Annotated in this window: 13 protein-coding genes and 7 tRNA genes; 9 read left to right on the top strand and 11 right to left on the bottom strand. The window is 65.9% G+C overall.

Annotated elements, in window-relative coordinates; translation table 11 throughout:
• Nucleotides 1-161 precede the first annotated feature (161 nt).
• The gene (locus tag EGM71_RS12385; protein ID WP_188485169.1) at nt 162-1,988 is read left to right on the top strand and encodes a methyl-accepting chemotaxis protein; all 1,827 of its coding nucleotides are present in this window, start codon (nt 162-164) and stop codon (nt 1,986-1,988) included.
• On the opposite strand, the gene EGM71_RS12380 is transcribed toward EGM71_RS12385, so the two are convergent.
• From EGM71_RS12380 to EGM71_RS12370, 3 genes are all read right to left on the bottom strand, one after another.
• Complete coding sequence (locus EGM71_RS12380) at nt 1,985-3,424, bottom strand: GGDEF domain-containing protein (protein WP_188485168.1); 1,440 nt, start codon at nt 3,422-3,424, stop codon at nt 1,985-1,987. The genes EGM71_RS12385 and EGM71_RS12380 overlap by 4 nt on opposite strands.
• A 115-nt stretch (nt 3,425-3,539) precedes the next feature.
• Nucleotides 3,540-4,082: a GNAT family N-acetyltransferase gene (locus tag EGM71_RS12375; protein WP_188485167.1), complete on the bottom strand. Its 543-nt coding sequence runs from the start codon at nt 4,080-4,082 to the stop codon at nt 3,540-3,542.
• A gap of 70 nt (nt 4,083-4,152) precedes the next feature.
• Nucleotides 4,153-4,238: transfer RNA gene (locus EGM71_RS12370), tRNA-Leu, on the bottom strand.
• Between the two features lie 131 nt (nt 4,239-4,369).
• Between EGM71_RS12370 and EGM71_RS12365 the strand changes: the two genes are divergently transcribed.
• Together EGM71_RS12365 and EGM71_RS12360 are read left to right on the top strand one after the other, a co-directional pair.
• On the top strand, nt 4,370-4,750 hold the full coding sequence (locus tag EGM71_RS12365; RefSeq protein WP_188485166.1) for a response regulator: 381 nt from the start codon (nt 4,370-4,372) through the stop codon (nt 4,748-4,750).
• Nucleotides 4,751-4,819: 69 nt separating this feature from the next.
• Nucleotides 4,820-5,017, top strand: coding sequence for a hypothetical protein (locus EGM71_RS12360; RefSeq protein ID WP_075677767.1), 198 nt, complete (start codon nt 4,820-4,822; stop codon nt 5,015-5,017).
• A gap of 45 nt (nt 5,018-5,062) precedes the next feature.
• On the opposite strand, the gene EGM71_RS12355 is transcribed toward EGM71_RS12360, so the two are convergent.
• The gene (locus tag EGM71_RS12355) at nt 5,063-6,019 is read right to left on the bottom strand and encodes an SOS response-associated peptidase family protein (protein WP_188485165.1); all 957 of its coding nucleotides are present in this window, start codon (nt 6,017-6,019) and stop codon (nt 5,063-5,065) included.
• Between the two features lie 76 nt (nt 6,020-6,095).
• On the opposite strand from EGM71_RS12355, the gene EGM71_RS12350 reads away from it, so the two are divergent.
• Entirely contained in the window at nt 6,096-6,512 is a 417-nt protein-coding gene (locus EGM71_RS12350; RefSeq protein WP_188485164.1) for a GNAT family N-acetyltransferase, read from the top strand.
• A 180-nt stretch (nt 6,513-6,692) separates the two neighbouring features.
• Here the strand turns inward: EGM71_RS12350 and EGM71_RS12345 are convergent.
• The 7 genes from EGM71_RS12345 to EGM71_RS12315 all read right to left on the bottom strand — a co-directional run bounded on the left by EGM71_RS12345 (nt 6,693) and on the right by EGM71_RS12315 (nt 8,028).
• Nucleotides 6,693-6,768, bottom strand: a tRNA-Glu gene (locus EGM71_RS12345).
• 47 nt (nt 6,769-6,815) lie between these two features.
• Nucleotides 6,816-6,891 (bottom strand) — tRNA-Ala (locus tag EGM71_RS12340).
• Between the two features lie 44 nt (nt 6,892-6,935).
• A tRNA-Glu gene (locus EGM71_RS12335) sits at nt 6,936-7,011 on the bottom strand.
• A 49-nt stretch (nt 7,012-7,060) separates the two neighbouring features.
• Nucleotides 7,061-7,136, bottom strand: a tRNA-Ala gene (locus tag EGM71_RS12330).
• A 184-nt stretch (nt 7,137-7,320) separates the two neighbouring features.
• Nucleotides 7,321-7,396 (bottom strand) — tRNA-Glu (locus EGM71_RS12325).
• Between the two features lie 54 nt (nt 7,397-7,450).
• A tRNA-Ala gene (locus tag EGM71_RS12320) sits at nt 7,451-7,526 on the bottom strand.
• A 103-nt stretch (nt 7,527-7,629) separates the two neighbouring features.
• Nucleotides 7,630-8,028 carry a heavy metal-responsive transcriptional regulator gene (locus EGM71_RS12315; protein ID WP_032957298.1) on the bottom strand — a complete coding sequence of 133 codons (399 nt, stop codon included), beginning with the start codon at nt 8,026-8,028 and terminating at the stop codon, nt 7,630-7,632.
• Nucleotides 8,029-8,214: 186 nt separating this feature from the next.
• Here EGM71_RS12315 and EGM71_RS12310 point away from each other — a divergent pair, with 186 nt between their 5' ends.
• The 5 genes from EGM71_RS12310 (at nt 8,215) to adiC (ending at nt 14,415) form a co-directional block, all read left to right on the top strand.
• Nucleotides 8,215-9,282, top strand: coding sequence for a GlxA family transcriptional regulator (locus tag EGM71_RS12310; protein WP_188485163.1), 1,068 nt, complete (start codon nt 8,215-8,217; stop codon nt 9,280-9,282).
• Between the two features lie 81 nt (nt 9,283-9,363).
• On the top strand, nt 9,364-10,167 hold the full coding sequence (locus tag EGM71_RS12305; protein ID WP_188485162.1) for a redoxin family protein: 804 nt from the start codon (nt 9,364-9,366) through the stop codon (nt 10,165-10,167).
• Between the two features lie 30 nt (nt 10,168-10,197).
• Nucleotides 10,198-11,040 carry a thiol:disulfide interchange protein DsbG gene (gene dsbG / locus EGM71_RS12300; RefSeq protein ID WP_188485161.1) on the top strand — a complete coding sequence of 281 codons (843 nt, stop codon included), beginning with the start codon at nt 10,198-10,200 and terminating at the stop codon, nt 11,038-11,040.
• A gap of 514 nt (nt 11,041-11,554) precedes the next feature.
• Nucleotides 11,555-12,985, top strand: a complete 1,431-nt coding sequence (locus EGM71_RS12295; protein WP_188485160.1) for a DcaP family trimeric outer membrane transporter — start codon at nt 11,555-11,557, stop codon at nt 12,983-12,985.
• A gap of 77 nt (nt 12,986-13,062) precedes the next feature.
• Entirely contained in the window at nt 13,063-14,415 is a 1,353-nt protein-coding gene (adiC, locus tag EGM71_RS12290; protein ID WP_006461445.1) for an arginine/agmatine antiporter, read from the top strand.
• Nucleotide 14,416 lies beyond the last annotated feature (1 nt).

Genomic DNA, 14,416 nt, shown 5'->3' with positions numbered 1-14,416 from the left:
GTGTTCCGCCGCTCCCCGATGCAGACCGCACCCGCACCAGACGATCTTGCCAGCCGCTCGAGGGGTGCCTGCGGGCACCTGTAGTCCCAAGCAACTGAAGTTGCCGCCGGGCATCCCGCCCGTCGGGTCGCAACCGCTTACCGGACACCGAGGATCAGACAATGCTCATTCCAGGCTTCACGGCAGGCGCGCAGGCGCCGGCCGAGCTGCATACCCGTTGGTCGCCGTGGCGTGCCCTGCTCGGCGCGCTGGCACCCCAGCACCGCACCAGCGTCGAGGCGGTGGCCGATGGCCGCGCCGAGCTGGAGGCCCAGGTCGCGGCGCTGCACCGGGTCCAGGCGGTCATCGAGTTCGCCCTCGATGGCACCATCCTGCAGGCCAACGAGAACTTCCTGCAGGCGATGGGCTACCGGCTGGAGGAGATCCAGGGAAAGCATCATTCCCTGTTCGTCGATCCGGAGCAGGCGCGCAGCGCCGAATACCGTGACTTCTGGGCGCGGCTGGGTCGTGGCGAATATGACGCTGGCCAATACCGGCGTTTTGGCAAGGGCCAGCGCGAGATCTGGATCCAGGCCTCGTACAACCCGGTGCTGGACCGGCAGGGGCGTCCGTACAAGGTGGTCAAGTTCGCCACCGACATCACCGCGCAGAAGCTCCAGGCGGCCGACTCGGCCGGGCAGTTGGCGGCGATCGACAAGTCGCAGGCGGTGATCGAGTTCAGCATGGACGGCCGCATCCTGTCGGCCAACGACAACTTCCTGGCCGCCACCGGCTACAGCCTGGACGACGTGCGTGGCCAGCACCACTCGCTGTTCGTCGAGCCCGAGTATCGTGGCAGTGCCGAGTATCGCCAGTTCTGGGAGAAGCTCGGCCGTGGCGAATACGATGCCGGCCAGTACCGGCGCCTCGGCAAGGGCGCGCGCGAGGTCTGGATCCAGGCGTCCTACAACCCGATCCTGGATCTCAACGGAAAGCCGTTCAAGGTGGTCAAGTACGCCACCGACATCACCGCGCAGGTGCACGAGAACCAGGCCATGCAACGTGCCGTGGCGCAGACCCGTGAAGTGGTGGCGGCCGCGAAGGAGGGCGACCTGACCCGGCGCGTGGCCACCGCCGACAAGAACGGGCCGATCGCCGAGCTGTGCGAAGGCGTGAATTCGTTGGTGGAGGCGATGGCCGCGATCATCGGCCAGATCAAGTTCGCCGCCGACACCATCGCCGTCGGTGCCACCGAGATCGCGCAGGGCAACAGCGATCTGTCGCAGCGCACCGAGCAGCAGGCAGCGTCGCTGGAGGAGACCGCGGTGTCGATGAAGGGCCTGGCCGAGACCGTGCAGCGCACGGCAACCAACGCACGGCAGGCCAGTCAGCTGGCCGGTGGCGCCGCCGATGTCGCTGCCCGCGGCGGCAACGTGGTGCACGAAGTGGTCGAGACCATGGCGGTGATCAACGCGTCCTCGCGGCGCATCGTCGACATCATCGGCGTGATCGACGGCATTGCTTTCCAGACCAACATCCTTGCGTTGAACGCGGCGGTGGAAGCGGCGCGTGCCGGTGAACACGGGCGTGGCTTCGCCGTGGTCGCCACCGAGATCCGCGAACTGTCGCAGCGCTCGGCCAGTGCCGCCAAGGAGATCAAGCAGCTGATCGATGCCTCGGTGGCCAATGTCGGCGCCGGTACCGCGCAGGTTGAGAGCGCCGGGCGCACCATGGACGAGATCGTGGTCAATGTGCGCCGTGTCAGTGATCTGATGTCCGAGATCAGTACGGCCGCGCAGCAGCAGAGCGACGACATCCAGCAGATGAACCATGCCGTCGACCTGATCGACCAAGGCACCCAGCAGAACGCCGCGCTGGTCGAGGAAGCCTCGGCCGCGGCGCGCAGCATGGAAGAGCAGTCGGCGCAGCTGCTGCAGACCGTGGCCAGCTTCCGCGTGCAGGGCGGGGCGGGGCACCTGCATGGCGCGGCGGTGCTGCGCGCGGTCTAGGCGCGCCGGCTGGCGTGTTGTTCCCCGGCCTGGATGGCCGGGGCAGCATGCACGCAATTGCGGCCGGCATGCTTGGCCTGGTACAGGGCCTGGTCGGCCCGCTCGACCAGGCCGCGCGGGTCGGCCGCCTCATGCGCGGCCTGCCAGGCCACGCCGATGCTGATGGTCACGTGGGCCTCGGCGGCGGGCAGGGCGGCGGCTTCCACGGCGGCGCGCAGGCGCTCGCCCAGGCCCAGCGCGTGGGCAGCGTCGGGCGCGGGCAGGGCGGCGATGAACTCCTCGCCCCCGTAGCGCGCAAGCAGGTCATCGCCACGCTGCAGGCAGCCATCGAGGATCGCGGCGACCGCCTGCAGGCGGCGATCACCTTCCGGGTGGCCGTAGGTGTCGTTGAGTCGCTTGAAGTGATCGATGTCGATCATCAGCACCGCCAGCCCCACGCCCTGGCGGCGGGCGCGGCCGTGCGCGCTGCCGAGCGATTCATCGAAATTGCGCCGGTTGCCCAGACCGGTCAACGGATCGCGCCGGGCCAGCAGCGCCAGCTCGTCGCGCTCGCGCTGGATCTGGACCTGGGTCAGCACGCTGCGCAGGGCATAGCCGAGCATGGCGCCGATGAACCCCACGGTGGCCAGGGTCGGCTGCAGGCGTGCCACCAGCAGCGCCACCATCATCAGCAGCAACGGCAGCATCAGCGGGACGCCGGCATCGACGATGCGACGGAGGTTGCGCGGCACAGCCACCGCCGGTGGGCGGTGCGTGCTGCCGGCCAGCACCGCCAGCAGCACGAACAACCCGCTGATCAGCAGGTCCCCCCAGCCACCATCGGGTACCTGCGGCTGCCAGGTGTTGATGTAGAACGCCAGCAGGAAGTAGCCCAGCGCGTAGATCGTCAACGTGCGGAAGAAGTCGCGGCGGTCGGCATTGTCCTCGGCCAGGAAGCGGATCAGCGCGAAGCAGAACACCAGGCTGTTCTGCACGTTGCTCATGGTGTGCAGGCACTGCGTCCACAAGGCGGTGTTCAGGTGCGCCATTGCCCGCGTATGCACGAAGTACAGCAGCCACAGCAGCGCGATGATCACCAGGTCCACCGCACGGATACAGCGGTTGCCGCCGCCCGGGCTGGCAGCCACGTAGGTCAGAGGGATCCGGTAGAACACGTACAGGATCAGTGACGATACGGTCATCTGCGCAGGGCTGAGGCCGGCCACATTGCGATACAGCAGGGCCAGCAGGGCCAGAGAGAACAGGCCGACGGCAGCGCCCAGCGTTCGCCATTTGCAGGCCGCCTGGCTGTCCCGCGCGCGCCGCACGCAGGCCATGGCAGCGAGAAGCGGCGCTGTGATCAGCATCAGGTAGGAGCCAATCGGGTCCTGCGGGCCGATCAAGGCAATGACGAGCGCGTGCGCGACCATGAAAAACAGTGCCGCACGCAACGTCATGCATTCCCCCGCCCCCAGATCCGGCTGGGATCACGATAGGCAGAAGTAGGTGAGGCTGGCAAGAAAAGTGTGCGTCCGGTCTATTTGAAACCTTGCTGGGCGTCACATTAGAGTTTCAGCGGGGTGACACAACGCCTTCGACGTGGGCGTACATCCAGAAATCGCGGGGCTGTCCCCGCACATGGCGATAGGCGTTCAGCAGCCCCTCGCGCTGCATGCCGAGGCGTTCGAGCAGGTCGATCGAGCGGGCATTGCTGTCCAGAACGGTCGCTTGGACGCGAACCAGCCCACAGGTGCCGTGCGCCCAGTCGAGCATCGCTCGCGCCGCATGCGTGGCCAGTCCCTGTCCCTGCCAGCGTGGGTCAAGGTCATAGGCGAGTTCGCCGCGGCCATGCCGCGGGTCGATGCCGTTCAGGCCGACGGTGCCGATCAGCTGGTCGTCGGCGTCCACCAGCGCCCCGCGCTGATCGGATGCATCAGCCAGATAGCGGCTGATCTGCTGCGCCAGCGCCTGTTCGGAAACGTCGCCCCAGCTGGTGTGCTCGATCACGCCTGGCAGCGAGAGGTAGTGGGACCAGGCGGCGGCATCGGACGCCCGCAGGATGCGCAAGCGCGCGGGAAGGCTGTCGGCAAGCGTGGGCAGGACATGCTGGGGCATGCGTGCCAGTGTCGGCGCTCGGGCCCGGGAAATGCAAAAGGCCAGGTCATGGACCTGGCCTTTGATGCAGTGGTGCCGGTGAAAGGACTCGAACCTTCATGGGGTTACCCCCGGCTGATTTTGAGTCAGCTGCGTATACCATTCCGCCACACCGGCAGGCAGCGTGCGAGTGTAACCGAGGTCGGCGGGAGATGCATAGTAGGGGGCCTATCAGGGCGGTTCCTGTCGGCATTGGCTCCTTGGTAGCTATACTCCCAGCGTGCAATTGCCTCCAGGAGCGGTAGCCGATGACAGTGTTGCAGGACCTGAGGGTGCTGGTGGTCGAGAACGACGAAATGAGTGCGGCCCTGCTGCAGATGCAGTTGGTGCATGCCGGCGCGACTGTGGTCGGGCTTGCAGCGAGCGTGTCCGAGGCCCTGCAGCTGTTGGAGCAGAGCACCCCGGACGTGGCCCTGCTGGACTACCGGCTGGCCCGCAACGAGACCAGTGAACCGGTGGCTGCAGCGCTTTCGGCGCGTGGCATTCCGTTCGTGCTGGCCACCGGAATGCTGGCCGAGCAGTTGCCGGCGCCGATGTTGGCGGGTCTGTTGCTGGTCAAGCCGTACCTGTCGGCCGATCTGTCGCGGGCGCTGGCGCGTGCGGTTGGCCGCTCCAGCGTCCAGGCCTGAGCAGTCCACCGTGGACGGGCAGGGGTATGCTGCCGGGGCCTGAATACTCAGGCCTACAAGGAGAGTGGCATGCAGAAGTGGATCAAGCGCATGGTTGCTGCGGGTGTCCTTTCGATGGCGGTCTTCGGTGGTACGGCGTCTGCCGCATGGTGCGGCCAGCCCTGTTTCCAGCTCTACAAGAGCTGCATCGCGCGCGGCGGTGAGGTTGAGCAATGCCTGCAGGAACAAGCCTTCTGCGAAGAGGCGATGTGCGGCGGCAACCCCTGATCCAGGAACCCCGCCCAGGCGGGGTTTTTCAATTGCGCGTGGCGCTCAGCCCGCTTCCTCGTACACGTAACGGATCTCCTCGCGGTCATCGAGGATCCGGTACTGGCGCGCCAGGTCATCCGGGTCGGGATTGAGCCAGGCGTCGAGGTGTTCCTTGCGGATCGGTACCACGCCGCGATCATGCCCGGCCGCGGCGACGTCGCGGGGAGGTGCGTCGGTGATCGTGGCAAACGACAGCAGGCGGCCTTCCGGTCCTTCCCATTCTGCCCAGAGGCACGCCAGCAGCAGGTCGCGGGGCGGATCGGGACGGAATTCGAGCACCACGTCCTGTTCCTTTTCGTCGGCACCGAGGGTGCGGCCGGCGATGGCGTGGCGTGGCACGTGCTCGTAGAACGCCTGCACCACCACCACGCCATGGCGCAGTCCGAACGCACCCCGCCAGTAACCTTCCAGGCTGTCGCGCCGCGCATTGTAGGTGCCTGGGTAAAGCACGTCGTTGCGCGCCGGCTTGTCCGGCAGCCGGCACTGGTAGCGCATCGGCTTGATCACGCGCTGGCCGTTCTCGCTGACCATCACCGGTGCGTAGGTGCCGGGAAAAATGCGGTTGTCGCGCGGCAGCAACTGCACCCGATGCAGGTCTTCCAATCGGGTTTGTGCGCGCTCGATGCGGTTGCCGGCCACGCGCAGGTCATTGCGTGCCTTCTGCGTGGGCCGGGTGGCCAGCGTGGCATGGGCAATATCGCGTCGTTCGCGTTGCCGGGCCAGTTCGGCCTCCAGTGCCTGCTGCTCCTGCGCATGCCATTGCTGGATCTTCGCCACGATGTCCCGTCCCTGTTCGGTACGCGCACCGGCGAATCCGTCATCCATCGCCTTCGGGGTCTTCGGCCGCTTCTTGCCCGGATCGTGCGCGTACAGTTCGGCGAACTCTTCCAGCGACAGGATGGCGCCGAACTCGCGTACCAGCTTGGCGTAGTCAGCGCGGATCAGGGCGGAATAGCACATGGGACTCTGGGGGCCTGGGTCGCAGCGGCTGCGACGTGGATGCGGCAGGATAGCCCGACCCATCTGGAGATGCCGCATGAATGATTCCATCACCTGCCAGTTCCGCGAAGCCGTGCCTACGGTCGAGGACTACTGCCAGTTGCGTGTACTTGCAGGCCTCAGTGCCAAGACCCGGGAAGCAGCTGCGCGCGCGCTGCCCAATACATTGTTCGGCGTGAGTGCCTACCAGGGCGCAGAACTTGTGGCGATGGGACGTATCGTCGGCGATGGCGGCTGCCACCTGCAGGTCTGTGACATCGCGGTGCTGCCGCGGTTGCAGGGGCAGGGCCTGGGCAAGGAGGTGATGCGGCGCCTGGATGGCTGGATGCAGGCCAACCTGCCGCCGTCGGCGTATGTCAGCCTGCTGGCGGATGGCGAGGCGTATCGGTTGTATGCACAGTTTGGTTTCGCGCCCACCGCACCGGCATCGATCGGGATGTATCGGCGGTTCTGAGCCGTGAGCGGGGTGAAGCCATCCACGTTGGCGTGGATCTACCGCGTCGCCGACCATTCCATCCACGCATGGCGTGGATCTACCCGGGCCCTGCAGTAGATCCACGCCATGCGTGGATAGGGCCTTCCCAGAAATCACAGGCAAAGAAAAACCCCGACCGGAGTCGGGGTTTTCAAGAATTGGCGTCCCCACGGGGATTCGAACCCCGGTCGCCACCGTGAAAGGGTGATGTCCTAGGCCTCTAGACGATGGGGACGCACGAAAACTTCAAGTTGTAGATCCTTCGACGGCCTAATGTCGAAGTGGTGGAGCCAAGCGGGATCGAACCGCTGACCTCCTGCATGCCATGCAGGCGCTCTCCCAGCTGAGCTATGGCCCCATGAAACATCGGATATCTGCCGGGAGCAGAGTCCGTTTTGAAACTGGCGTCCCCACGGGGATTCGAACCCCGGTCGCCACCGTGAAAGGGTGATGTCCTAGGCCTCTAGACGATGGGGACGCACGAAAAACTTCAAGTTGTAAAACCTTCGACGGCCTAATGTCGAAAGTGGTGGAGCCAAGCGGGATCGAACCGCTGACCTCCTGCATGCCATGCAGGCGCTCTCCCAGCTGAGCTATGGCCCCGTGTTACCGAGCCGCCTATCATACCTGCGTGTTCACGTTTGTGGAAGCTTTTTTTGAACTTTTTTCGTTCCGGTTCGACCGTCACCACGAGGGCAGGGGAACCGCAACGCCACAACCTGAATGCCGGTAGGCGGTGAACAAAAAAGACCCGGTTATCGGCCGGGTCCTCGTTGTTCGTGATGAGTGGCGTCCCCACGGGGATTCGAACCCCGGTCGCCACCGTGAAAGGGTGATGTCCTAGGCCTCTAGACGATGGGGACGCAATTCTCATCAATGTTCTTTAGCGACCTTTCGACGGCCTAATGCCGAAAGATTGGTGGAGCCAAGCGGGATCGAACCGCTGACCTCCTGCATGCCATGCAGGCGCTCTCCCAGCTGAGCTATGGCCCCACGTCGCTGAGGAGCGAAATAATAGCCTTGCCCCAGGGGGTTGGCAAGCATTTGTTGCACTTTTCTTCACGCGCGTTGCGAGGTGGATGACGGTCGCACGCCCTTATGCCGCGTCGTCGGTCAGCGCCGCCAGGATCGGGCACTGGTCCAGTGTGCCGTGGCCGGGGCAGGCGTCGACCAGCTGCGAAAGCGCGGTGTGCATGCGTTGCAGTTCGGCCATGCGTTGCGCGATGTCCTGCAGCCGGGCCTGTGCCGTGTCGCGCACGCTGCCCATGTCCTGCGAGTGGCGGTCACTGAGCGCCAGCAGTTCGGCGATTTCCTCCAGGCTGAAGCCCAGCGTCTTGGCGCGGCGGATGAAACGCAGCCGGCGCAGGTCCTGCTCACCGAAGATGCGGTAGCCCCCGGCCGAGCGTGCCGCCGTGGGCAGCAGCTGCTGGCGCTCGTAGTAGCGCACCGTATCGATCGGCACGCCGGCCTGGCGTGCCAGTTGACCAATGTTCATGGCGGATTCCTGCGGATGCTGCCGCTCATTGTGAAGCCTTGAGTCTGGTCCAGGGTCAAGGTCCCGTCGCTGGCGGCGCATTCAGCGCACTTTGCAACTTTCTTCATAGCCCCACCGTCGTGGCAGTTCCTACCCTGCGCCTGAACCGGCCGCTGGATGGCCTGCAACGAACCGAGGAGATGGTCTGTGGAAGGATTCAGGAACGAAGGATTCGTCGAGGTCGCGGTGGTCGAGTACCCGGGAGGTGACCCGTCGGCCGCCTCCGTGCTGACCGAGATGGCACATGTCGCCAACCGGCTTGCCCAGCAGCAGCGCCGTCCGTTCAAGCGTGTCCTGGTGACCCGCTGGATCGTGCCCGCCACCCAGACCGGCGTGCATCGCATTGCCGGCGCGGAGATGCTCGAGGCGGACATTCCCGCCGTGATCGCCGTGCCTGGCCAGATCAGCCAAGGCGTCTGCCTGCGCGCCGATGAGGTCCTGCTGGATTGGCTGCGCGCGCATTACGACGGTGGCAGTCTGCTGGCTGCAGCCAGCGATGGTGTCAGCATGCTGGCCCGCGCCGGTCTGCTGGCCGGGCGCACCGTCAGTGGTCCGGACCTCGGGCGCCATCCGGGCCTGCAGGGGCAATCAGCCAGCTGGGTGCCCAGTGAGCGCGCGCTGGTCGATGACGGCGACCTGCTGACGGTGGCCGGTTCACAAGCCTGGCGCTTCCTCGCCCTGCGCCTGCTGTACCGGCTGCACGGCCAAGGCGTGGCGAGTTCCGTCGCGCAGCAGCTGGGGATCACGGTGCCGGCGGCGATCCAGCAGGATCTCGAGCGTTTCAGTGCCAACTTCGCCCACGGCGATCGCGACGTACTGAAAGCGCAACGCTGGCTGCATACCACCGCTGCGCGCGGCGCCACGCTCGGTGCGATCTGTGAGATTTCCGGGCTGGAGCCGCGCACCCTGCAGCGGCGCTTCCTGAAGGCCACCGGCCTGCGCCCGATCGAGTATTGCCAGCGATTGCGTATCGCCAAGGCGCAGACGCTGCTGCAGCAGGGGGCGGGCATCGATGAAGTGGCCTGGGGCGTGGGCTATGCCGACCAGAGCGCATTCCGCCGCCTGTTCCTGCGCATTGTGGGAATGACACCGGCCAACTATCGCCGGCTGGTCAACAACAAGCGGCGCGAGCGGCCGCTGTTGTCATCGGTGGCGGGCAGTCTGCGTGGGCTGCAACCGGCGTCCGGCGTGCAGATGCCGCGCAGCGCGGCCTGATGCCTGCGGTGGGCGTCGCGCTTGCAACCTGGGCGCGACGCTTCGACCATGCAGGTAACGGATGATGGGACAGGTGGGCTGATGTCGAGTGTTGGACCGGTGCCGATGCCGGTGGTGTTGATCCTGATGTGCGTGCTGCTGGCCATGGCGGTGGCACACTTGTGGCCGCGTCGGAAGGACGGGATGGCAGTGCCTTCCGCGGCCAGCCTGGTCCTGGACATGTTGCTGATCGGCCTGCTGTGCGGACGCATCAGCTTTGTGGCCTTGAACTTCGCGCTTTACCGAGAGGCCCCCTGGAGCATCCTGCAGATCGCTGACGGTGGGTATCACCTTGCAGTCGTGCTGGTTGCGGGCCTGGCGTGGGGTACCTGGCGGCTGCGGCTGTGGCGCGCGTTGCGTGCGCCGGTGCTGGCGGGGGCGCTGGTGGGCGTGGTGCTGTGGGTGGCAGGCAGCCACCTGCTGGCAGCCTGGCAAGAGCAGCGGATGCCACTACCGGCGGTACAGGTGGCCGATCTGCAGGGGCGCGTGATCGACCTGCAGCAGTTCCGGGGCAAGCCGGTGGTGCTGAATCTCTGGGCCAGCTGGTGTGGCCCCTGCCGTCGCGAGATGCCGGTGCTGGCATCCGCACAGCAGACCCACACCGACGTGCAGTTCGTGTTCCTCAACCAGGGGGAAACCCTGGACGAAGTGAAGGGTTTCATCGCATCCGAACAGCTCTGGCTGGGCAATGTACTGCTGGACGATACCGCCTCCGCGTCAACCGTGCTGGGTGTGCAGGCCTACCCGTCGACGCTGTTCTTCGACGCCGAAGGGCGCCTGCGTGAACTGCACCTTGGCGAACTGACGGCCGCGGGCCTTGAACACAAACTGCGCCGGCTGCGGTAGCCTGCGCGGGCATCTCACTACGGAGTTCCCATGTTGTCGACTTCCCTGCGCATCGCTCCGGCGGTGCTGTTGCTGCCGGTCATGCTGGCATTGGCCGCCTGCAGCCAGGCCCAGACCCCGCCGGGCAAGACGGCCGCAGCACCGGCCGCCAGTGCTGCGGCCACCGCGGCCAAGGGTGACCGCCCCGCAGTGCTGAAAGGCATCGAGAAGCACGGTTTCGAAGTTGTTGCCGAGTTCGATGCACCGGGTGGCCTGCGTGGCTTCGCTGGCGTAGTGGGTGGGCAGCAGCCGGCCGCCGCCTATGTCACCGCCGACGGCAAGCATGTGCTGGTAGGCAGCCTGTTCGATGCCGAGGGCAACGACGTGGCCGCCGAGGCGGTGGAGAAGCTGGTCGCCGCACCCATGTCGGCCAAGATGTGGACCAAGCTGGAAGCCAGTGCCTGGGTGCGTGACGGCAAGGCCGATGCACCGCGCGTGGTCTATACCTTCAGTGATGCCAACTGCCCGTACTGCCACAAGTTCTGGGAAGCGGCGCGTCCGTGGGTCGACGCCGGCAAGGTGCAGTTGCGCCACATCATGGTCGGTGTGATCCGCGAGGACAGCCCGGCCAAGGCTGCGGCCATCCTGTCTGCGCGTGACCCGAGTGCGGCCTTGCTGGAAAACGAACACCAGTTCGACCGTGGTGGCATCAAGGCCCTGCCGAGCATCAGCCGCGAGATCGCCGGCAAGCTCGATGCCAACCAGGTGCTGATGATCGAGATGGGCTTCCAGGGCACGCCGGGCATCATGTTCCAGGATGCACAGGGCCAGGTGCAGCGTCGCTCCGGTCTGCCACAGGGCGCTGACCTGCAGACGGTGCTGGGCCCGCGCTGATCGGCACACCTGTCGTGATATGACCCCACAGGCCCGCATGGCAGCATGCGGGCCTGTTGCTTTTCGACATTCCCATGTGTGACGCAGGCTGCGCACCACCTGTTCGTCGTCACGTCTGAATCGTGACTGACATCAAGCATCGCGCCTTGATTCCAATCAAGGCCAAAAACGACAGTCGGACTAGCCTGTGACGCATGGAATACAGCGTCAACGCGCCATGGATGCCGCGCCTGACATGCCCTGAAACGGGGCGATCGGCACAGCCATTCACGACATTCTCACTCCCTGATTGTTACCCAGACCGCTGCGGTCGCTACCTCTCTGGCAGCGCGACCTTGATGGCGTCGACATCGGTGCAGGTGGGGCAGGGTCATCGTCTTGTTGCCTGCCACGCGCAGGCTGGCCGGTGTCGTCGACGCAGTACCCGCATTTCCAGCAACGGCAACGCAATGTCGGAGCCGCGCCCGTGCGCGCACCGCCTGCGCGCTGCGAGTGTTCGTCCAGGGAGGATGCAATGCGCTTGGCGGTATTGAGTCTGGCCTGTCTGACCGCGCTGGCGATTGCGCCGGCGTATGCGCAGCAGGATGGCCAGGAGGATGCGCAGGCGTTGCGCCAGGAAATCGCTGCCATGCGGCAGGCACTGGAAGGCATGCAGCGGCGCCTGGATCGGCTCGAACAACGTGATGGCGCTGTCGCGGCGGCTGCGCAGGTAACGGCGCCGGTGGCTGCACCGGCCAGTGGCGCCAGCCTGCTGCATCCCACCCAGGTGCCGGGTGTGGCGCAGCCGGTGCTGCCGCAGCGCGAATCCGTGGCCGACCCCTCAACGGCGGCCTCGCGTCCCGATAGCGCCGCTGGGCCGACCGACCCGGATCTGAAGGGCTTCTTTGCCATTCCGGGCACCGATACGGTGATCCGCATCGGCGGCTACGCCAAGCTGGATGCGATTGCCGATTCGCGTGCGGCCGGTGACGAGGATCAGTTCATTCCCTCGTCGATGCCGGTGGGCGGCAGTCATCGCGATGTCTCCAACTTCAACATCCACGCCAAGCAGACCCGCTTCAGCTTCGAGGCGCGGCGCCCGACCACGCACGGCAACCTGCGCTTCTACCTGGAGAATGATTTCTTCGGCAGCAGCGATGGCTACGAGTTCCGCCTGCGCCATGCCTATGGCCAGCTCGGCAATACGTATGCCGGCTACGGCTATTCCAGCTTCATGGATCCGGACAGCCTGCCCGACACGTTGGACTTCGCCGGCCCTGGTGGCGCCGGTTACCTGCTGGTGGCCGGCATCCATCACAGCTTTGCGATGGGCAAGGGCAACACCCTCACCGTCGCCGCCGAAGATCCGAAGACTGAACTTGCTGGCGCCAGCGACACGCGAGCGGCAGTGAACCGCCTGCCCGACGTGACCGTGACCGCGCGCATGGAGCGCGACTGGGGTCACCTGCAGCTGGGGGCAGTGGCACGCAGCCTGGCCTATGACGGTGATGGCGAGCGCGACCGGCGCATGGCCGGCGGCATGCAGTTCAGTGGTTCGGCATCGGTAGGCGAGCGCGACCTGTTGCTGTTCGGCGTACTCGGCGGGCGCGGCCTCAGTCGCTACACCGCCGACCTGACCGGCTCCGGGCTGGATGCGGTGGTCGGTGCCGATGGCCGCCTTGACGCGCTGGACCTGCACGGCGGTTTCGTCGGCTACACCCATTACTGGTCCGAGCTGTGGCGTTCGAACCTGATCTTCGGCCAGCTGACCCTGGAGCGGAATGCCGCACTGGCGGCCGATGCATTCCGGCAGAGCCGCTACGGCGTGTTCAACCTGATCTGGAGCCCGGCGCCTTCGTGGACGATGGGCATGGAGCTGCTGTACGGCCGCCTGGAACAGCAGAGCGGCGCGCGCGGCGACACGGTCCGGGTGCAGGGCAGCCTGCAATACAACTTCATCAAATAGGCGCCAGCGGTCGTACGCCAGCGTAACCCGTCCCCACGCCCGGCTGCACCGGGCTCATGCCAGTACAGGAGATTGTCATGGCAGAAGCAAAGAAAATCGGGGTGGTCGGAGCCACCTTCCTCGTCGCCGGCAACATGATGGGCTCAGGCGTGTTCCTGTTGCCGTCCAGCCTGGCCAAGATTGGCACCGCCTCGATCTGGGGCTGGCTGATCACCACCGCCGGCGCGCTGCTGCTGGCCTTCGTGTTCGCCAAGCTGGGCAAGCTGGCGCCCAAGGCGGGCGGCCCCTATGCCTATGCACGTGACTGGTTCGGGCCGTACATGGGCTTCCAGACCAACACCATCTACTGGTTCGCCAACTGGATCGGCAACGTCGCCATCCCGATCGCGGCGGTGGGCTACTTCAGCTACTTCTTCCCGATCCTGTCCGAGCCGCTGGTGCGCTGCATCGCGGTGCTGGTGCTGGTGTGGGCGCTGAGCTTCGCCAACATGATCGGTCCGGCCTTCGTCAGCCGCGTGCAGACGGTCACCACCAGCTTCGCGCTGGTGCCGATCCTGGGCATCGCCATCTTCGGCTGGTTCTTCTTCGATGCCGACATCTTCAAGGGCGCCTACAACGTGTCCGGTGAGTCCAACTTCGGCGCGATCTCCAGCGCTGCGGCACTGACCCTGTGGGCCTTCATCGGCGTCGAATCCGCTTCGGTCACGGCGGGCGTGGTCGAGAACCCGGAAAAGAACGTGGCCCGCGCCACGCTGGCCGGCGTGTTCCTGGCGGCCATCGCCTACATCGCCAGTTCCTCGGTGATCATGGGCATGGTGCCCAATGGCGAGCTGCAGACCTCCGATGCGCCGTTCGCACTGGCTGCGGCCAAGGCCGTCGGTGGCTGGGGTGGTGCACTGGTCAGCCTGTGCGCCTTCATCGGCGCTGCAGGTTCGCTGGGCGGTTGGATCCTGCTGACTGCACAGAGTGCCAAGGCAGCGTCCGATGATGGCCTGTTCCCGAGCATCTTCAGCAAGACCAACAAGGACGATGTGCCGGTCAAGGGCGTGCTGATCGTGGCGGTGCTGATGACCCTGGCGGTGCTGGTCACCTCCACCTCGGAAACCGCGTCGGCCCAGTTCGACGTGATCACGTCGGCGGCGGTGGTGCTGACCCTGCTGCCCTACATCTACTCGTGCGTGGCCTGCTACTTCGTGGTCGAGCGCTCGCACACCCTGGTCCACACCGGTGCGTTCTGGACCCTGACCAGCCTGACCGTCGTGTACTGCCTGTGGGCGATCTACGGCTCTTCGGGAACCATCGTGCAGTACGCCTTCCTGTTCGTGCTGTTCATCACCGTGTTCTATCCCTTCTTCAGCGAGGAGCGTCGCCAGCAGCGGCAGCGCGCCCGCGAGGCCTCGGCCATCAGTGCCGGCGCCCAGCGTTCCTGAG

The sequence above is a fragment of the Stenotrophomonas maltophilia genome, assembly GCF_006970445.1.
Lineage (GTDB): Bacteria > Pseudomonadota > Gammaproteobacteria > Xanthomonadales > Xanthomonadaceae > Stenotrophomonas > Stenotrophomonas maltophilia_AU.
The sequence above is the reverse complement of the archived record's forward strand: the minus strand, read 5'-3'. Positions and strand labels throughout refer to the sequence as shown.